The organism is Streptomyces sp. NPDC001594, assembly GCF_042893675.1.
In the GTDB taxonomy this organism is placed as follows: Bacteria; Actinomycetota; Actinomycetes; order Streptomycetales; family Streptomycetaceae; genus Streptomyces.
In genome coordinates this window covers 41,549-60,728 of the sequence record NZ_JBIAVB010000017.1, presented here as the reverse complement: position 1 = coordinate 60,728, position 19,180 = coordinate 41,549, and the positions used below count along the sequence as shown (strand labels likewise).

General features: G+C 71.0%; 15 protein-coding genes and 1 pseudogene. 9 read left to right on the top strand and 7 right to left on the bottom strand.

The features are described from left to right. Positions 1-108: 108 nt before the first annotated feature. The 5 genes from ACFY0O_RS29575 to ACFY0O_RS29555 all read left to right on the top strand — a co-directional run bounded on the left by ACFY0O_RS29575 (position 109) and on the right by ACFY0O_RS29555 (position 5,160). Positions 109-762 carry a dihydrofolate reductase family protein gene (locus ACFY0O_RS29575; RefSeq protein WP_388952142.1) on the top strand — a complete coding sequence of 218 codons (654 nt, stop codon included), beginning with the start codon at positions 109-111 and terminating at the stop codon, positions 760-762. A 96-nt stretch (positions 763-858) separates the two neighbouring features. Then, positions 859-3,252 carry a hypothetical protein gene (locus ACFY0O_RS29570; RefSeq protein ID WP_388952139.1) on the top strand — a complete coding sequence of 798 codons (2,394 nt, stop codon included), beginning with the start codon at positions 859-861 and terminating at the stop codon, positions 3,250-3,252. Further along, positions 3,252-3,623 carry a toxin-antitoxin system YwqK family antitoxin gene (locus ACFY0O_RS29565; protein WP_388952137.1) on the top strand — a complete coding sequence of 124 codons (372 nt, stop codon included), beginning with the start codon at positions 3,252-3,254 and terminating at the stop codon, positions 3,621-3,623. The genes ACFY0O_RS29570 and ACFY0O_RS29565 overlap by 1 nt, the downstream gene beginning before the upstream one ends. A gap of 9 nt (positions 3,624-3,632) precedes the next feature. After that, positions 3,633-4,493, top strand: a complete 861-nt coding sequence (locus ACFY0O_RS29560) for an immunity 49 family protein (RefSeq protein WP_388952135.1) — start codon at positions 3,633-3,635, stop codon at positions 4,491-4,493. 73 nt (positions 4,494-4,566) lie between these two features. After that, positions 4,567-5,160 carry a hypothetical protein gene (locus ACFY0O_RS29555; RefSeq protein WP_388952133.1) on the top strand — a complete coding sequence of 198 codons (594 nt, stop codon included), beginning with the start codon at positions 4,567-4,569 and terminating at the stop codon, positions 5,158-5,160. Here the strand turns inward: ACFY0O_RS29555 and ACFY0O_RS29550 are convergent. Continuing rightward, positions 5,064-6,521 carry an FAD-dependent monooxygenase gene (locus tag ACFY0O_RS29550; protein WP_388952131.1) on the bottom strand — a complete coding sequence of 486 codons (1,458 nt, stop codon included), beginning with the start codon at positions 6,519-6,521 and terminating at the stop codon, positions 5,064-5,066. The genes ACFY0O_RS29555 and ACFY0O_RS29550 overlap by 97 nt on opposite strands. Before the next feature lie 81 nt (positions 6,522-6,602). Here ACFY0O_RS29550 and ACFY0O_RS29545 point away from each other — a divergent pair, with 81 nt between their 5' ends. The 4 genes from ACFY0O_RS29545 (at position 6,603) to ACFY0O_RS29530 (ending at position 12,240) form a co-directional block, all read left to right on the top strand. Then, positions 6,603-7,250: a TetR/AcrR family transcriptional regulator C-terminal domain-containing protein gene (locus ACFY0O_RS29545; RefSeq protein WP_388952128.1), complete on the top strand. Its 648-nt coding sequence runs from the start codon at positions 6,603-6,605 to the stop codon at positions 7,248-7,250. Next, positions 7,247-8,710, top strand: a complete 1,464-nt coding sequence (locus ACFY0O_RS29540; RefSeq protein WP_388952126.1) for a pentapeptide repeat-containing protein — start codon at positions 7,247-7,249, stop codon at positions 8,708-8,710. Before ACFY0O_RS29545 ends, ACFY0O_RS29540 begins: the two co-directional genes overlap by 4 nt. Positions 8,711-8,857: 147 nt before the next feature. Beyond that, entirely contained in the window at positions 8,858-11,362 is a 2,505-nt protein-coding gene (locus tag ACFY0O_RS29535) for a hypothetical protein (RefSeq protein WP_388952123.1), read from the top strand. A gap of 44 nt (positions 11,363-11,406) precedes the next feature. Continuing rightward, entirely contained in the window at positions 11,407-12,240 is an 834-nt protein-coding gene (locus ACFY0O_RS29530) for an immunity 49 family protein (protein ID WP_388952122.1), read from the top strand. A 126-nt stretch (positions 12,241-12,366) separates the two neighbouring features. Here the strand turns inward: ACFY0O_RS29530 and ACFY0O_RS29525 are convergent, their stop codons facing one another. From ACFY0O_RS29525 to ACFY0O_RS29500, 6 genes and pseudogenes are all read right to left on the bottom strand, one after another. Further along, on the bottom strand, positions 12,367-13,614 hold the full coding sequence (locus ACFY0O_RS29525; RefSeq protein ID WP_388952120.1) for a cytochrome P450: 1,248 nt from the start codon (positions 13,612-13,614) through the stop codon (positions 12,367-12,369). Beyond that, positions 13,604-14,660: pseudogene (locus ACFY0O_RS29520) on the bottom strand (cytochrome P450). Before ACFY0O_RS29520 ends, ACFY0O_RS29525 begins: the two are co-directional and overlap by 11 nt. A 365-nt stretch (positions 14,661-15,025) precedes the next feature. Then, positions 15,026-15,487, bottom strand: coding sequence for an ATP-binding protein (locus ACFY0O_RS29515; RefSeq protein WP_388952117.1), 462 nt, complete (start codon positions 15,485-15,487; stop codon positions 15,026-15,028). 320 nt (positions 15,488-15,807) lie between these two features. Next, complete coding sequence (locus ACFY0O_RS29510; protein ID WP_388952115.1) at positions 15,808-16,755, bottom strand: acyl-CoA dehydrogenase family protein; 948 nt, start codon at positions 16,753-16,755, stop codon at positions 15,808-15,810. Positions 16,756-16,761: 6 nt separating this feature from the next. Further along, complete coding sequence (locus tag ACFY0O_RS29505) at positions 16,762-17,916, bottom strand: acyl-CoA dehydrogenase family protein (protein WP_388952113.1); 1,155 nt, start codon at positions 17,914-17,916, stop codon at positions 16,762-16,764. A gap of 1 nt (position 17,917) precedes the next feature. Continuing rightward, positions 17,918-19,111 (bottom strand): amidohydrolase family protein, encoded by a 1,194-nt coding sequence (locus ACFY0O_RS29500; RefSeq protein WP_388952111.1) that lies wholly within the window; start codon positions 19,109-19,111, stop codon positions 17,918-17,920. Positions 19,112-19,180 lie beyond the last annotated feature (69 nt).

Sequence of the window (19,180 nt, the reverse complement as noted above, 5' to 3'; positions counted from 1 at the left end):
ATGTCCGCGCGTCGATCCCGGCCCGCACCGATGAGTTCCGCCCTCCCCGGCAGTCTCAACCGAAGCACCACCCGCGCACGCCCGCCACCGACCACCAGGAAGGCCCCCATGCCCACCCAACTCCTCCGGGCCGTCAACATCAACATCACCCGCGACGGCATCGGCGCCGGCGAGAACCAGCGGCTGGAGCGCCCCTTCGGCGACGGCCTCGACCCCTCCGTCCTGTTCTCCTGGGCCGGTGCCACGGCGAGCTGGCCGAACCGCACCGACCCGGGCGGCAGCCGCGGCCTGGACGACTACTTCACCCGCGACTGGAACCGCAACATCGGCGCCGAGATCATGGGCCGCAACAAGTTCACGCCCTACCGCGGCCCCTGGGAGGACCACGCCGACTGGCAGGGCTGGTGGGGGGACGAACCCCCTTTCCGCACCCCGGTGTTCGTCATGACCCACCACCCGCGCCCCTCCCTCACCCTCTCCGACACCACGTTCCACTTCGTCGACGCCGACCCGGCCGCGGTCCTGGCCCGGGCGCGCGAGGCGGCGCAGGGCAAGGACGTGCGCCTCGGCGGCGGGGTAACCACGATCCGCGAGTTCCTCGAAGCCGACCTGGTCGACACCCTCCACGTGGCGGTGTCACCGGTGGAGGCCGGCTCCGGCATCCGCCTGTGGAACTCCCCGGAGGACCTCCTCGACCGCTTCCACATGGACGTGGTCCCCAGCCCGAGCGGCGTGACCCACCACCTCTTCTGGCGCCGCTAGTCACCCGGGACACGCCGAATCGAACGCGCGTACAGGGACCCCCGTCGGCCGGCGGTTAGGCTGGCGCAGGCAGATCCATACCTGGGGGCGGGGGCCATGGCCGACCACGTACCGATCAATCCGTGCACGATTCCGTTGTTCACGGGTGACCTGGACGCGTTGGAGAAGAACAAGACGGCGATCGACACGGCGGCGGGGACGTTCCGTGACGCGGGGTCCAACGTGGACTCCGAGTTCCAGGGCCTGTCCGCGTTCTACTCCGCCCCCGAGGCGGAGAAGCTGTTCGCGACGACCAAACCGGTCAAGACCGACAGCGACTTCTTCGCCGACCAGCTGGAATCCGCGGCCAAGGCCCTGGGCGAGTACATCACCGAGGCCCGCCCGATCGTGGCGCGGCTGAAGGAACTCCAGGCGAAGGCCACCACCTTCTCCAGCAAGATCAGCGGCGATGCGCACTGGAAGGACGACGGGGACAAGATCGATGAGAACAACGATCTGATCCACGACGTCAACGCCGCCGTCTCCGCGTTCTGGGCCGCCGAACGCACCTGTGCGAACAAGATCCGTGCCCTGTACTGCGCCGCCCCCCTGGTCGCCGACGACGGCAGCCACGGCGCGAACATGTACGGCTACAAGGGCGAGGACCTCAACAAGGCCCAGGACCTGCCCTGGGGCTCCCAGCTCGAAGAAACCCACCGCGCCTGGGAGATCGGCTACTGGGTCAAGTCGTTCGTGTGGGACGGTCTGATCGTCGACGGGATCTGGGGCACCATCCGGGGCCTGGGCACCCTGATCGGCGTCGACGGCTGGGACAAGGCCGGCCAGGCCTGGACCGGCCTGGCCAAACTCGCCACCGGCCTGACACTCGCCTCCATCCCCGGCGTCGGCACCGCGTTCTGGCTGCTCCCCGACAAAGACCTCCCCTCCTGGATCCGCGACTCGCGCACCGCGGTGAAGGAGACCGGCAAGGCCCTGGTCGCCTGGGACGAGTGGGGCAAGAACCCCGCCCGCGCCGCCGGCGCGGTCACCTTCAACGTGCTGACCACCGTCTTCACCGGCGGCGCCGGCACCGCCGCGAAGGCCGGCACAGTCGCCAAGGTCATCAGCGTCGCCGGGAAAGCCGGCCGCCTCATCGACCCCATGACCTACATCGGCAAAGCCGGATCCCTCGCCAAGGTCAAGATCGGCGACCTCTTCGCGAACCTCGGCAAGGCCGACGGAGCCTTCCCGAAGATCACCGACGTGGTGTGGAAGGACCTGCCCAAGGCCGACATGCCCGGCATCAAGTTCCCCCACCCCGAAGACACCGTCCGCCTCCCCGACGACGCCCTGGGCCGCCCCCAGTTCTACGACAAGACCACCCACCAACTCCTCGACCACCAAGGCCTCCCCAAGCAGGACCTCACCACCGTCCCCAAGGGCCCCGACCACCCCCTCGCCGAACTCCCCAAGAAGCAGGAAGTCACCGTCGGCGGCCCCTCCCACACCGTCGAGGCCACCACCCACACCCCCGGCACCAGCACCCACACCCCCGGCGGCGCGGCCGACCACACCCCCGGCGGCACCGCGGACCACACCCCCCACAACAGCCACACCGAACCCGGCGGCCACAACCCCACCGGCGGCCACGGCGGCACCGACACCACCCCCACGGGCGGCGGCCACGGCGACGGCCCCTCCACCGGCGGCGACCACGGCGGCACCGGCCACGGCGGGGACCACGGCGGCGGCCATGGCGACGCTCCGACCATCCCGCACCAAAGCGGCGGACTTCCCGACAACCCGGGCCACTGGGACGGGCCGTGGCACGACGAGCACAGGACCGCGTCGACGCCGACTGAGGCGATCTCGCCGGAGACCCGCCTCCCGGACGCGGACGGCACGCTCCCGGCCGGCCACGGCGAGAAGCTGCTGGACCTGTTCGACCTGGACGGCCCTCGCGTCACGGTGGTGGACGACATGATCACCCACGTCGACGGCAAGCCGGTCGATCAGTACCTCGACTCCCTCGCGGAGTCCAGGGCGCAGATATACCGGGACGCCAAGGACGCCAAGCAATTCGTCAAGGGCGACGTGGGCGCTTGCGTCGGTGCCGTCATGGACACCAGGACCGGAATCGTCATCGAAGGCATCAACGGCCGGCCGAACAATGTGATTCCGATGGAAAGGGTCCATCCGACTCTTCGCGCCATTTACGAGGAGATGGCTCCGAACAAGCCGCACCCGGATCAACCACTGGGTCACGCTGAGGTGAAGGCCACCAACGAGCTGCTGTGGGCCCGTACGCGACTCGGGCTGCCGGACGACGTGAGCGTGTTCAAGGAAATTCGGGCGTCCGTGGAGTTCCCATTCATGAAGGACAGAGAGACGGGGGTTATCGGCAGAGGCGCCCCCTTCTGCTCCAACTGTTACCATATGCTCCCCGGAGTACCCTCACCGCATGGCCGGTTCACGGGGTATCCGCCCTCTGATGAGAATTGGATTCCGTAATGAATTCGGTGCGGCGCGTCGACACTGACGATCCTGACGTTGACATCGACATGGGACATCGGATGCTCTACCGGGACGAGTTGTTCACGGGGGAGGTGGTCGAGTACCAAGGCGACCAGATCGTCTGCCTGGACGTCTACCTCGACGGAATCAAGAACGGCTTGTCTCAGATGTGGTATCCGGACGGCACCCTGAAACTGCAGGGAACCGTCGTCAACGGTGTCGCCTTGGGCGAATTCCTGGAATGGCATCCCAATGGGGTTCTCAAGTCCCGGCAGTTCTTCGACGATCACATCTACTCCCTCAAGGAGGAGGACGTCTGGGACGAACAGGGCAACCTCGTTCGCGAATGGCGCCGCGAAGAGGGCTGAAGGCAGGAAATGACCGTCTTCGTGCCCGGCCACGCCGAGCCGCAGCCGAGCAGTGCGGCCTGGGTCGAGGGGCTCACCGAGGAGCTGGTCAAAGACCTCGACGCCCTCTCCTCGTCGCCCCGGAAGCTCAGGTCGGCGTGGAAGGACGGCACCTTCAACGTCAACGCCCGGTTCGGGGTCGACCCGCAGGCCGCCGAGCTGGGCACCTGGGAGGCCGTGGTCACGGCGGCGCAGCTGGGAGCCGCACTGTTCCGCACGGCGGGGATGACCGAGGGGACCACCGAGGTGCGCATCCACCACGCGATGCGCACCCTGCCGGCGGCGGGGCCGTCCTGGGACGCGAACGCGGAGGCGTGGATCGAGGCGTTCTGGTTCGCGGTCATCACGCGCGACCAGCCGAAGATGACCGAGCTGTGCGAGCTCCCGATCGACGTCCTGCGCGCCTCCGGCGCCGACCACGACGACTACCTCTACCACTGGGTCGCCACGCTCCAGGCGTACTGGCTCAAGCGTCCCGAACTGGTTCCGGAGCTGACGCTGACGTTCCAGCGGTCCCACCCCGACGTCGGCGTCATCGCCGGGCGTGACTACATCCAGCACGTGGCCTACCCGCCGATCAACCTCTTCTACAAGTTCCTCAAGAAGGACGAAGAGGGTTTCCATGCCACGCTGCTGGAAGCCCTGGAGCTCCACAAGCGGTACTGGACCGCCACTCCCGAACGCGCCGACGACATCGACGGCCTCGTGCCGATCGGCGTCCTCGCCGTGGCCTGCCTCGCCTACGACGGCGGCATCCCCGTCCAGGTCACCTCCCCCTACCTGCCGGAGCACCTGCTCAAGCGCTCCTGGGTGGGCGAGTTCGAGGTCTGATGGCCACCGAGGAACCCACGCCGACGACGCCCCCGGTTCCGCAGTGCCCGCGATCGACGACGAGGGACGACGGGTGAGCCTCACGATCCGGGCGGGCCGCCCGGCCGTCCTGCGCCACCACGCCTCCGCCGCCGCGGACATGGCCGACGCGGTCGGTGAGCTGTACCCCTCCGACACCGAGGACGCCGTCCTCGTCTGGAACGGGGTGCCGGTCAGGCTGTCCTACGCCCACGACCTCGCCGCCCTCCTCGACGACCTGGTGCCCCTCCTGGAGGAGGTCCGGCGCCCCGGCTTCGCGCGGGCCGAGGTCTTCTGGGGGTCCGACACGTTCTCGGCGGAATGGACCGTGACCCGCGAGGACGACTCGCTGAGGATCCGCTCCCGCTGGCACAGCACCCTCGGGAGCCACGAGCCGCTGCTCGCCGATCGGGGCGACGCGGTCGTCCCCCTGCGGGCGTTCGTCGACGAGTGGGCCAAGGTCCTCCGCAGGATCGTGACCGACGTCGAGACGGAACGGATCCACCTGGAGGACGACGACCTCCACCACCGCGCCCGGGCCTTGCTGACCCCTCAGGACCGGGCCGCCCCGCCGCCCCCGGCTCCGAGCCCGACGCCCGCCGCGTACGCGCCCGCCCCCTCCGCCGTCGGGCCGGCCCAGCCCACGTAGCCGTCCGGGCGGATCAGGAACGCCCCGTCGCCGTAGGCCCCGTACGAGGGGATCCGTACCGTCCGCACGCCCGGCGGCTCCGCCGGGGCCGGGGCCTCGCCCACCACCAGCAGGGTCCAGTGCGGACCCCGGTACGCATCGAAGAGGCGGATGCCTCCCCGCACCCCGTCCGGGGCGCGGTCGCCCGCCCGCAGGGCTTCGGCGGGCAGGGCGGTACGGGTCTCCACCGCCAGGGAGGAGGCCCGGTAGCCGAGGCCCAGCTGCCGGGTGGCCTCGCCTCGGCGGGTCTCGCCGCGGTGGATCCGGGTGGACAGGCCGAGCATGGCGGCGGCGACGGGCATCCGCTCCTCCTCGTACGTGCCGAGCAGCCCCTCCGGCGCCGCGCCGCTCAGCACGGCGGCCAGCTTCCAGCCCAGGTTGTACGCGTCCTGCACGCTGGTGTTGAGCCCCTGCCCGCCCGCCGGCGAGTGCACGTGCGCGGCGTCCCCGGCGAGGAAGACCCGCCCCTCCCGGAACCGGTCGGCGAGCGCCGCCCGGGGCCGGAAGTCGGAGGCCCAGCGGACCTCCGTCACATCGGCCGGCTCCAGGTGCGACCGTGCGGCGACGACCGCGCGCAGCCCCGCCAGGGAGAGGTCGATCGCCGGGCCGTCCTCCTCTGCCGCCGCCGGCATCTGGGCGCTGACCTGGAAGTCCTCCGTTCCGGCGAGCGGGCACAGGGAGAGGAGGCCCTCGCCGTCGGCGCCCGGGAAGATGTGCCAGTGGTCGCGGTCGAGTCCGCTGATCCGCACGTCGGCCACCAGCACCGGGTTCGGGTCGACCGTTTCGCCCGTCATCCCGATCCCGAGCAGCCGCCGCACCGTGGACCGCCCGCCGTCGGCGGCGACGAGGTACCGGGCCCGGACGGTGGTCCCGTCGGCGAACCCGGCCGTCACCCCTTCCGCGTCCTGCGCGAGCCCGGTCAGCTCCCGCCCGAAGGCGACCCGCCCGCCGAGCTCGACGAGCCGGGCGAAGAGGACCTCCTGGGTGCGCCACTGCGGCACCATCCAGGGCTCGGGGTACGGCGAGCCCTCCTCCACCTCCGCCGGGTCCCACATCGCGTGCTCGCCGAGCCGCTCGCCGTCGCGCCAGATCATCCCGACCGGGTAGGGGCCGCCCGCCGCCCGGACGGCGTCGCCGACGCCGAGGTCGTCGAAGACCTCCATCGTCCGCGGCTGGATCCCCTTGCCCCGCGAGCCGGGGAACAGCCGCCCGTCCCGCTCCACCACGAGGGCCCGTACGCCCCGCCGCGCGAGGTCCACCCCGAGCGCGAGCCCGGCGGCCCCGGCCCCGACGACCAGTACATCCAGTACGCCCTCAGCCATCCCGATCACCCTTCCCAGTTCCTTAACGGCGTTAAGTTGCTCTTCCACGAGCCTGCCCTTAACGGTGTTAAGCTGTCAAGCGTGTCGCCTCGCAACTCACCGAAGCTCGACAAGAGACAAGCCGTCGAGACCTCCCTCCGGCTCCTCAACGAGGTCGGTCTCGACGGCCTCAGCCTCCGCGCGATCGCCAGGGAACTGGACGTCCAGGCGCCCGCCCTCTACTGGCACTTCAAGAACAAGCAGGAGCTCCTCGACGAGATGGCCACGGAGATGTACCGCCGCATGACGGCGGACTTCCCCCTCTCCCCCGGCCTCTCCTGGCAGGACCGCCTCCTGACCGCCAACCGCGGCCTGCGCACCGCCCTGCTCCGCTACCGCGACGGCGCGAAGGTCTTCAGCGGCTCCCGCTTCACCGGCACCGAGCACGCCGCCGGGATGGAGGACGGCCTCCGCGCCCTCACCGCAGCCGGCTTCACCCTCCCCCAGGCCGTCCGCGCCACCACCACGGCCTACTTCTTCACCCTCGGCTTCGTCACCGAGGAACAGGGCGTCGAACCCTTCCCCGGCGAACGCCGCGACGGCTACGACGTCACCGAACGCGCCGCCCGCCTGGCCGAGTTCCCCCTCGCCGCCGAGGCCGGAGCAGCCCTCTTCCAGGACTACGACGAGGGCTTCGAGGAAGGCCTCGCCCTGGTCGTCGCGGGCATCGCGCACCGGTACGGGCGGTGAACGGAACGGGATACGGCTTCCTCACGGCCGCCGCCCCCGACCCGGACGCCCTGACCAGGGCCCTGGCCGAGGCCTTCGGGATACCGGCGGCACTGGTCGACGTCGCCCCGGACGGGACGGTCGACGGCCGGAACTGGGACACCGCCCTGGTCACCTGCGAGTACGAGCTCCTCCGCACCGGCGACCTGCGCGGCATGCTGAACGTCTACGCCACTCCGGCCGTCACCACGCCCCCCACCCCGGAGGCACTCGCAACCGCCCTGGCCCGGACGCTGGACACCCCGGTGCTGACGGAAGTGGAAAGCGACACGGCTCCGCCCTCCCTCCGAAAGGCGTTCCTCCCGCAGGGCTGGACCACGTACACGGCCGTGGAGGACCTGGACCCGCCCCCGGAGGCGGACCAGCCCTCCTTCCGCGTGTACGCCACCCAGGCCGGCCTCGCCGCCTTCCCCCGGGCCGAGGTGAAGGGCCTGCCCGCCGCCGTCCACGCCCTCCGCCCGCACACCCCCCTCACGGACGCCCTCGGCGCGTCGCGCGCACACCGGAACCTCCTCCACCCCTGGGAGGCCCTGATCTCCCGCATGGCCGCCGGCTGGCCCCCCGCACGCTGGTACGGCGCCGACATGTACCGCGAGGACCTCGAAGCCCGCGACGACCTCGAAGCCGCCCTCCCCACCCTCCCCGCCCCCGTGCGCACCGCCCTCGCCACCCTCGACGCCCGCTTCCGCGAGCTGACGGCCGACGACGCCGGCGCGGAACTCGGCGCCGACCCCGCGACCACCCCCTGGTACCGGCACCGCCGCCCGGCCGTCCTCCCCTGGCGCGTGCTCCTGCCCGCGGACCCCGAAGCCGCCGACTGGCTGTGGAAGTGGGTGACGCAGAACGGCCCCGACGGCCTCCCCCGCGGAGTCGACCTCTCCTCCCTCGACCTCAGCGGCGCCGACCTGTCGGGCGCCGACCTCTCCTCCTCCCTCCTCTGCGCCGCCGACCTGAGCCGCACCCGCCTCACCGGCACCGACTTCTACCGCAGCCACCTCCAGGGGGCCGACCTCACCGGCGCCGACGCCACGGGAGCGTGCTTCGTCCGGGCGGACCTCGACGGCGCCGTCCTACGCGGCACGACCCTCGTCGGCGCCGACCTCACCCGAGCCGACCTCTACGGCGCCGACGCCCGCGGCGCCACCCTCCGCGGCGCCCGCCTCCTCGGCGCCACCCTCCTGCACACCGACCTCCGCGGCGCGGACCTCACGGGCGCCCGACTCGGCGAAAACACCTTCGAGGTGACCCTGGACCCCACCACCCGCCTCACAGGCCTGACCGGCACCCTCCGGGGCCCCGTCACCCTCCCCGACACCCCCCACCCCCTGACGGGCCCGGCCCTCGAACACTGGCTCCGCACCCACGGCAGCCCGGCCAAGGTCGTCTCACCACACCGGCACCGGCAGCCGGAGGGACGGTGACAACTCGGCATGCCCCCGAATACGGTCACCGCCCGCCTCTTTCCGGTCGGACTCAGAGCTCCCACCCCCATCGCATTTGTATCCGGAAAACCCTGCAGGTAGACAAGGGTTGCCGCATGTAGATCAACACCGGGGGGCGGGACAGCGATGGCAGATCACGTACCGATCAATCCGTGCTCTATCCCACAGTTCACAGGCGACCTGGAAGCACTGGAGCAGAACCACAAGGCGATCACGGCCGCCGCAGGTACCTTCCGCGACGCCGGCGCGAACGTCGACTCCGAGTTCCAGGGCCTGTCCGCCTTCTACTCCGCTCCGGAAGCGGCACAACTCTTCGCCACCACACACCCCGTGAAGACGGACAGCGACTTCTTCGCCGATCAACTGGAGGCCGCGGCGAAGGCGTTGGGTGAGTTCGCAGTAGAGGCACGTCCGCTCGTGGCCCGCCTGAAGCAGCTCCAGGCAGAGGCGACGACGTTCTCGAACAAAATCACCGGCGACAAGCACTGGAAGGACGACGGGAAGAAGGTCCACGAGAACAACGGCCTGATCGACGAAGTCAACGCGACCGCCGAGGCCTTCTGGGCAGCCGAACGTACGTGCGCGAACAAGATCCGCGCCCTGTACTGCGCGCCCCCGCTCGTCGCCGACGACGGATCGCACGGCGCCAACATGTACGGCTACAAGGCCGAAGACCTCAACAAGGCCCAGGACCTGCCCTGGGGCTCGCACCTGGAGGAAACCCACCGCGCCTGGGAGATCGGCTACTGGGTCAAGTCCTTCGTCTGGGACGGCCTGATCGTCGACGGGATCTGGGGCACCATCCGGGGCCTCGGCACCCTCGTCGGCGTCGACGGGGCAGATGCGGCGGGCGCCGCGTGGACCGGGCTGGCGAAACTGGCCACCGGCCTGGCCATCAGCGCCTTCCCCAGCAACGCGGCGGTGTTCTGGCAACTGGACGACAAGGACCTGCCTCCCTGGCTCCGCGACTCGCGTAACGCCATGAAGGAGACCGGCAAAGCCCTCGTCGCCTGGGACGAGTGGGGCAAGAACCCCGCCCGCGCGGCCGGCGCGGTCACCTTCAACGCCCTGACCACCGTCTTCACCGGCGGCGCCGGCACCGCCGCCAAGACCGGCACCGTCGCCAAGGTCATCTCGGTCGCCACCAAGACCGGCCGACTCATCGACCCCATGACCTACGTCGGCAAAGCCGGCTCGCTCGCCATCAGCAAACTCAAGATCGGGCAGGTCTTCACTCACCTCGGCAAAGCTGCCGGATTCTTCCCCAAAGTCGACGAGGTGGTCTGGAAGGACCTGCCCCACACCGACGCTCCCGACGCGGCGTTCCCGCACCCCTCCGACACGATCCGCCTCCCCGACGACGCCCTGGGCCGGCCCCAGTTCTACGACAAGACCACCCACCAACTCCTCGACCACCAGGGCCTCCCCAAACAGGACCTCACCGCCGTCCCCAAGGGTCCCGACCACCCCCTCGCCGAACTCCCCAAGCACGAGGAAGTCAGGGTCCCTCAGCGCCATGAAGTCACCGTCGGCGGCAGCAACACCCACTCGGTGACGGCCGCGACCGACAACGCGACACACCAGGCCGACCATGCCCCCGGCGGCTCCGCCGACCACACCCCCCACAACAGCCACACCGAACCCGGCAGCGGCTCGGGCGGCCACGGCGGCACCGACACCACCCCCACCACCGGCGGCAGCCACGGCATTCCGCACCAGGGTGGCCACGGCGGTTCACCTGGCCATGGCTCAGGGCCCGGTGGCGGATCCACTCCTCACGGGGGCGCAGCCGCACCTCAGGACCCGGTGGTACGACGCCACGTCGATCTGGCGAACACCGATCCCGAGTGGCGCCGACAGCACTACCGGTCCAATGGCCGCCGCCTCAGCACAGAGGGTAAGGATGAGCTCGGTAACCCGCTGACCCAGCTGAGCGAAACCGGGGATCCCGCACGCCCCTTCACAGCGAAGTCCGTGCAGACCCTGAGCCCAAGCTACTTGGGGCCGAAGGTCCACGGTGACGTGTCTACGGTTCACCCCGACTACCTCGAAAGGCTGCACCAACGAGCGGCCGACCGCCATGTCGCCGTCACATACGACAATGCGGCCGAGAGAGTGAAACTGGCCGCAATAAAGGAGTACGACGAATTCCCGACCATCGAGAACCAGACCGCGGCCACCGAGGCGGTCTACGAATACAAGAGCACGCATCACGCAATGGGCACCGCCGGCGAGCACCTAGGCGAAGACTCTGCCGAATTCCATGCGATCCGCGATATAGACGTAAACGCCATCCGACTCGATGACGGGGTTCGCGGCCCTCACCGCTTCGACCAGATCTGGCAGACGACCGACGGCCGCTACGTCATCATGGAGGCCAAGGCCTCTCCCACCACAGACCTGGGGAGCCGTGCGCTGCCCGGCGGAAAACTTCGAGCCAAGCAAGGAACGCCCGAATATTTTGACGACATAATTATTCAGATGCACGAGCGAGGAGAAAGCGACCTCGCGGAAGCCCTCAGCATCGCCCGCGAAGATGCAAACCTGGACTACATCGAAATCAAGGCCAACCCGACGAACGGCCGCTACAATGGCTACTTCAAGAGATTTTACGATATCGGCACAGGGTGATCGATGTGACTGTTTTTATCTCTCGGCATGAGCTGCCCGCCGACGTGGGAAGCCGCGCCGAGAAGCTCGACAAGAGCGCGGCGCGGAACGTCAACCGGCTGGAGACGTCGCCCGCAGGCTTCCGGCTCGCCTTCGGGACCGCACTGCTCGCCGCGTTCACCCACTGTGGCGAAGACCCCCGTGCGGCGAAGCTGGAGACGTGGGAGGCCTGGGTGACTGCCGCTCAGGTGGGCTCGGCCCTGTTCGCCTCCTCCACCGCGACCACCGGCACGGTGAGGTGTCGCATCACCGACGAGGTCCGGGTGATCCAGGCGACCGGGCCTCAGCACCACAGCAACGCGGCCAACTGGATCGACGCCTTCTGGCTGGCCGTCGTCTGCCGCGAGCCCGAACGGATGACCGCGCTGGCCCAGGTTCCGATCGAGTTGCTGCGGGCTTCGGGCGCCGACTACGACGAGTACGTGTACCCGTGGATCGAGACCCTGCAGACCTGGTGGCTGCGCGGCGGCGAACTGGGACCGTCGCTGGACGCGGCGATCGCCGGTACCGACCCGGAGGGGCTGGAGGGCTCCGACCGAGAGCTCATGCTGAAGGTCCTCTACCCGCCGATGAACCTGTTCCTCAACTACGTCATCGGTGACCACGCCCGCTTCAACGAAGCCCTCGCCCAAGCGCTCCAATGGCACAAGGAGTACTGGACCGGCGTGGAAGGAGGTGCGAACGCCGGCAACAGCAGCAGCATGGTCGCCCTCGCTCCCCTGGCCATGGCCTGCCTCGCGCACGACGCCGGCTTTCCCTTGACCGTCGAGTCCGAGTACCTCCCCAAGCACCTCGTCGCCCGCAGTTGGGTCGGGGAGTTCGACACCCTGAGCGTGTAGGGGGCCCGGTGCGGTGGTGAGGCGCGGGTCAGGGTGGTGAGGAACTGCTCCACGTACTCGAGGACTTCGGCGTGGATCTCCTGACGGTCCGTGAGAGTCCAGCCTCCTGGGGTGCGTGTGAGGTCGTCAGCCCAGCACCACCCGCAGTGTCCGCAGCCCCCGGTGGCGGGGGTTGCGCCACCACAGGGGGCGGGGTGTGGGGGTGGCCGGGCGGAGGGTCGGGTAGCGGGTCAGGAGGGTGGTGAAGGCGATCTCGGCCTGGAGGCGGGCCAGGGGGGCGCCGAGGCAGTGGTGGATGCCGTGGCCGAAGGCCAGGTGGCCCGTCGTGGGGCGGGACGGGTCGAAGCGGTCCGGGGCGGCGAAGACGGCGGGGTCCCGGTTGGCCGACAGCAGGGCGATCTGCACGAAGTCCCCGGCGGGGATCGTCGTGCCGGCCACCGTCACCGGCTCGGTGGCGTAGCGCATCGTCGCGATGGAGAACGGGCTCTCGTGGCGCAGCACTTCCTCGATGAAGGCCCCCGTGCGCGAGGGGTCGGCGCGCAGGGCGGCCAGTTCGCCGGGGTGGGTGAGCAGGGCGTGGACGCCGTTGGAGATGAGGTTGGCGGTGGTCTGGTGGCCCGCCGCCACCAGTAGGAAGCCCATGGAGGTGATCTCCGCCTCGCTGAGCCGGTCCCCGTCGTCGCGGGCGCGGATCAGCGCGGTCAGCAGGTCGTCGCCGGGGTGGGCGCGCTTGTGGGCGATGAGGGCCCGGATGTGTCCCACCAGGGCCTCGGCGGTGGGGACGGAGACCTCGCCGTCGCCCTCCTCGCCGCTCAGGGTGGCGGCCCAGGCCTGCAGGATCTGCCCGGCCCCCTCCCCCTCGGCGGCGCCGAGCAGGTCGAAGACCACGGCGAGGGGCAGGGGTACGGCGAAGTCCCGGACCAGGTCGACGGTGGCGGGGGCGGGTGGCAGGGCGTCCAGGAGGCGGTTCACGTGGCCCTCGATCACCGGCCGCAGCGCGGCCACCCGGCGTGCGGTGAAGGCCTGTTGGACCAGCCTGCGCAGCCGGGTGTGGGCGGGCGGGTCGGAGTTGAGCATGTGCGCGGTCAGCGCCCGGCCCGGGCCCGGCCCCTCGTCGGAGCCGTCGCGGCGGTCGAAGGCCTCGGTCGCGGCGTTCTTGCTCAGCCGGGGGTCGGCCAGGGCCGCCTTGCAGGCGGCGTGCCCGGTGACCACCCAGCCCTCCAGCGGGGCCTCGCCCAGGATCCGCACCCGGTGCGCCCCACCCGCCAGCTCCCGCCAGCGCCGGTAGACGGGGTGGGGGTCGCCGAAGAAGGAGACCGGAACCTCCTCCACCGCCTCCGCCTCCGCCTCCGCCTCCGCCTCCTCAGCGGCCATGCCGGACCCCCGCCGCCCTGACCACCCGTACGTCCTCCACCCCGAGCAGCCCGACCAGCGGCACCTTCGCCCTCCGCTGCGCGGGGTCGACCTCCAGGCCGGCGTCCCGGATCAGGTCCAGCAGCAGTTCGGCGAGCGGCATGACCATGTGCCGCCCCCAGCACCGCTCGGAGGAGTGCCCGAACGGGAGGTAGCCCGGGGCGGTCTCGGGGTCGAGGTGGTCCCACCGGCCGGGCAGGAACGCGTCGGGGTCCTCCCACAGCGCGGGGTCCCGGTGGGAGAGCAGGGGCAGGACGAGGACGTCGTCACCGGCGCCGATGCGCGCGTCCAGGGCCCCGTACTCGGGCGAGGCGTAGCGCAGGATGTTCCAGGACGGGGGCAGCAGCCGGGCGGCCTCGTGGAGGATGTTGCGGTGGGAGGTCTCCCCGGCGAAGGGCGAGCCCAGCCAGAGGGCGTTCGCGACGAGGGTGGAGACGGTGAAGCAGACGGGCGCGGCCGCCCTCCGGTAGATGCCCATCGCGTGGCGCCGGTCGTGGTAGCCGTCCGCTTCCGCGAACAGTCCGGCAATTCCGCTCGATATCGTCCCGGGCCGCCCGGGGCTTTTCCGGCGGGGAACGGCGGCCCCGGCGGCTATGACCGACCAGGTGAGTTTCGGGGTCAGCTCCAGGTTCCGGCTCATGAGAATGCGCAGCCGGCGCGGATCACCTCCGAGAATGAGGTCCCGCAGGAAAAGGTGCCCGGTGAGCGGCCAGGGGCCGGTGAGGTCGGCGTCCTTCGGCAGGGGCCGTTCCAGGGCCTCCCTGACGTCCCGCCCGATGACCCGCATCACCGAGGCGGCCTCGGTGCGGCCGCGACCGGCCGTGCAGCGGTTTGAAGGTGGGCCGCTCCGTCTCGGTGGCCCGGCGGGCGGCGAGGATCCGGTCGGCCAGGGCGTGGCCGGCGACGCCCATCGTGTCGGGCTCCAGGCGGAAGGCGTCCTTGCCGGTGTGCTCGCGCAGCAGGGCGGCCAGCCGGGGCGCGAACACCGTGGTCCGCGTGGCCGCAATGAAGGGTCACGGAACACCGCCGGAGGTGTACTGGCGGCGCCCCGCTTTTCAGAATGCGCCGCCACCGTAGGCAGCAGTCTCCCCGGGAAACAACAAGGCCCCCGTCTTTATGTACGCTCCTACCAATCCGGTCCGCGAATTCCGGCCAGTCGGCGCCGAGTTCCCGCCGTCCCACAGCGGAACGGCGCCCCGGGGCGCACGGGAAGACCTGCGGGTGGCGGCGTGCGGCATGCACGCCCCGAGCGCGGCACGGCAGCCGCCACCCCACGACCCGCACTCGTCAAGGCACAGGACCCTTGGCGTCCCCTCGCGACGAATCGCTCAACACCAGGGTGATCAACAGGTGACGAACCGTCAACACCTCGTTAGAGGTACACGCGCGGTTCCCGCTTCAGCAGGACTTTTTTCAACGCCGCCGGCCGGTCCGGCGGGGGCTCCGTCCCCGCCCGGTCGATCTCGCACCAGATGCGCTTGCCCGCGCCCTCGCGCTGCCAGCCCCACCGGTCCGCGAGCCCGTCCACGAGCTCCAGCCCGCGCCCTCCCGTGTCGTCCCCACCGGCCTGCCGGCGGGCCGGGGCGCGGTCGCTCGCGTCGGCGACCTCCACCCGCACCCCCGGGCCCCCGAGGAGCATCCGCAGGACGGCCGGACAGCCCGTGTGCACGACCGCGTTGGTGACCAGCTCGGAGATCAGCAGGATCAGCGTCTCGGCGAGCGGTTCGTCGTCCCCTATGCCGGACCCCGCCAGCCGGGACCGCGCCCACCGGCGCGCCCGCCCGACCTCGGCGGGGTCGGGTCCTACCTCCAGCTGTACCTGAAGCACCTGCACCGCTCACACCATCCGAACCGGCGGACACTTCGCCTCGCGACAGGACGGGATCACCGAGTGTGATCCCCGTGAAGAGCAGCATGGTTGACGTACAGTCACCACAACAAGCGCTTCGGGCATATTCCAGCGCGAAGAAGTAGGCGTGGTGCATACTGTGCGGCGCTCGCGCCGCTCAACCACTCGCATCGTGGGAGCGTACCGGAGCACACCCCCGCCTCCGGGCCGGATCGGGGCGGGCGAAGGACACAAACCGATATCAACTCTCTGTAATCGGACATGAGTCCCGCATCGTCCCTCCCGTGCCCCTGCATCACAGCCTGCTACCCCGTCGCCAGCCCTTGCGGCGCCGCCTCCGTGCCGAGGCGGGACGCCAGGAGTTCCTCCGCCTCCCGCGCCGAGCACCACTGCTCCGCCCGCACCCACGCCCGTTTCAGGTGCAGGTGCACGTCCGCCTCCCACGTGAAGCCCATCCCGCCGTGGACCTGGAGGCAGTCCCGCGCCCCGCGCACCGCCGCCTCGTCCGCGAGGAGCTTGGCCGTCGCGATCTCGGCCGCGTCACCCGTCACCGCCGCCGCGTACACCGCCGTACGGGCCACCTCGGCGCGGACCAGCATCTCGGCGCACAGGTGCTTGACCGCCTGGAAGCCCCCGATCGGCTGCCCGAACTGCTCGCGCTCCCCGGCGTACCGCACGGCCAGCTCCACCGTCCGCAGCGCGCTGCCCAGCTGGAGCGCCGCCGTCAGCAGCGCCCCCGCCTCCCGGTACTCCGGGTACTCGGCGTACTCCGCGTACTCCGCCGGGAGCGCCCCCGAGGACCGCCACAGCGGGGTCAGCGGGTCCACCGGGCGGACCGGTTCGCCGGCCGGCAGCCCCCGCGCCCCCAGCACCGCGTCCGCCTCCCCCAGGTACGCCACCAGCGGCCCGCCCAGGTCGAAGGCCGTCACGACCGCCGAGCCCGAGGCCGCCCCCGGGACCACCCCGGCCGCCAGGTGCGTCGCCACCAGCGGGCCCGGCAGCAGCGCCCGCCCGGCCTCCTCGAAGACCAGCACCGCCTCCGGCAGGCCCAGTCCCACCCCGCCCTCGGACTCCGGGAGCCGCAGGGAGAAGAACCCCGCCTCGCCCAGCTCCCGCCACAGCCCCCGGTCCACGACCGGCCCGCCGTCCGAGGCCACCGACGCCCGCAGCGCCTCCCGCCCGTACCGCCCCGCGAGCAGTTCGCGGACGCCCGCCCGCAGGTCCCGCTGGTCCTCCGTCAGCCGGAAGTCCACGACCGCTCACCGCCCCTTCGGCAGGCCGAGGATCCGCTCGGCGACGATGTTCCGCTGGATCTGCGAGGTCCCGGCGGCGATCGTGTAGGACAGGGAGGACAGCCGCTCCAGCGTCCACTCCTCCTCCAGGGACAGCGCGCCCGCCCCCAGCACCTCCGCCGCCACGTCGTACAGCTCCTGCCGCGCGTGCGAGTACGCCAGCTTGAACACGCTGCCCCCGATGCCGGGGACCCCGCCCGAGCCCTGCGCCTCGCTGACGTTCCACTGCGTGAGCCGCCACAGCGCGCCGAACTCCCCGTACAGCCGCCCCAGCCTGCGCCGCAGCACGGGGTCGTCCCAGCGGCCGTTCGCCCGCGCGGTCCGCGCCAGGGCGCCCAGGGTGCGCCGACAGGCGACGACCTCCCCCACGAAGGCGGTGCCGCGCTCGAAGGAGAGGGTCACCATCGTGACCCGCCAGCCGTCGTTCTCGGCGCCGACCCGGTTGGCGACCGGCACCCGGACCTCGTCCAGGAACACCTCCGCGAACTCGGCCGACCCCGCGAGGGTGCGCAGCGGCCGGACCGTGATCCCGGGCGCGTCCATCGGCATGGCCAGCCAGGAGATCCCGCGGTGCTTCGGCGCGGCCGGGTCCGTGCGCACCAGCAGCTCGCACCAGTCGGCGACCTCGGCGTGCGAGGTCCAGATCTTGGAGCCGGTGACCACGTACGCGTCCCCGTCCCGGACCGCCTTGGTCCGCAGCGCCGCCAGGTCGGAGCCGGCTCCCGGCTCGCTGAACCCCTGGCACCACACCTCCTCCCCGCGCAGCACCGGCGGAAGCCAGCGGGCCCGCTGCCCAGCGGTGCCCTCGGCGGCGATCGTGGGTCCGGCGTGCAGCAGTCCGACGAAGTTGGCGCCGACGTAGGGGGCGCCGGCGCGCTCGGTCTCCTCCAGGAAGATCAGGTGCTGGGTCGGGGTGGCGCCGCGCCCGCCGGCGTCCACGGGCCAGTGCAGGCCCGCGTACCCGGCGTCGTACAGCCGGCGCTGCCAACCCAGGTCGTACGTGCGCCGGCCGGGCCAGTCGTCGGGCGAGGGCTTGGGGGGCAGCTCGGGCAGCACCTTGGCGAGCCAGGCGCGCAGCCGGGCCCGGAACTCCTGCTCCTCCTCCGTGTGGGAGAGGTCCATGTCAGACCAGGTCCAGGCCGAGCATGCGGATGGCGTTGCCGCGCATCAGCTTGTACACGGTCTCGTCGTCCAGGCCCTTCACGTGGTCGAGGGCGACCTCCTTGGTGTGCGGGAAGGTCGAGTCCACGTGCGGGTAGTCGGTCTCGAAGGTGGCGTTGTCGCGGCCGACGACGTCCAGCGAGGCGATGCCGTGCTTGTCGCGGAAGAAGCAGCAGAAGATCTGCCGGTAGTAGTAGGTGGAGGGCGGCTCGGGGATCAGGCCGCGGACCCCGCCCCAGGCGCGGTGCTCCTGCCAGACGTCGTCCGCGCGCTCCAGGGCGTACGGGATCCAGCCCATCTGGCCCTCGCTGTAGGCGAGTTTCAGCGTCGGGAACTTCACCAGGACCCCGCTGAAGAGGAAGTCCATCATCGAGGCCATCGCGTTGTTGAAGCTGAGCGAGGCCTGGACGGCGGGCGGGGCGTCGGGGGAGGCGGCGGGCATCTGGGACGAGGACCCGATGTGCATGTTCACGACCGTGCCGGTCTCCTGGCAGACGGCGAAGAAGGGGTCCCAGTAACCGGAGTGGATGGAGGGCAGCCCGAGGTGGGTGGGGATCTCGGAGAAGGTCACGGCGCGGACCCCGCGGGCGGCGTTGCGGCGGATCTCGGCGACGGCCAGGTCGATGTCCCACAGCGGGATGATGCACAGCGGGATCAGCCGGCCCCCGCTGTCCCCGCACCACTCCTCGACCATCCAGTCGTTGTAGGCGCGCACGCAGGCGAGGGCGACCTCCTTGTCGTGCGCCTCGGCGAAGGTCTGCCCGCAGAAGCGGGGGAAGGTGGGGAAGCAGAGGGAGGCCTCGACGTGGTTGAGGTCCATGTCGAGGAGCCGCGCCTTGGGGTCCCAGCAGCCGCGGCGCATCTCCTCGCGGGTGATCCCCTCCAGGGTCATGTCGTCGCGGTCGAAGCCGACGGCGGCGATGTTGCGCTTGTACGGGAACTTCAGGTCCTCGTAGATCCACCAGTCGGTCGGGGGCCCGTCGGGATCCATGGTGATCACGTACTTGCCGCCGGTGTACTCCAGCTCGCCGATGCCGGCGGTGAGGGGCTTGGGGCCGCGGTCGCGGTACTTCGCGGGCAGCCACACGTCGAAGAGGTGGGCGGGCTCGATCACGTGGTCGTCGACGCTGATGATCCGAGGCAGTTCCAGTGCCATGCGGGCTCCCCAATCTGATGGATCGTCAGAAACAAGCTAGCCCCGCCACCCCTGGACCGACAAGCTCCG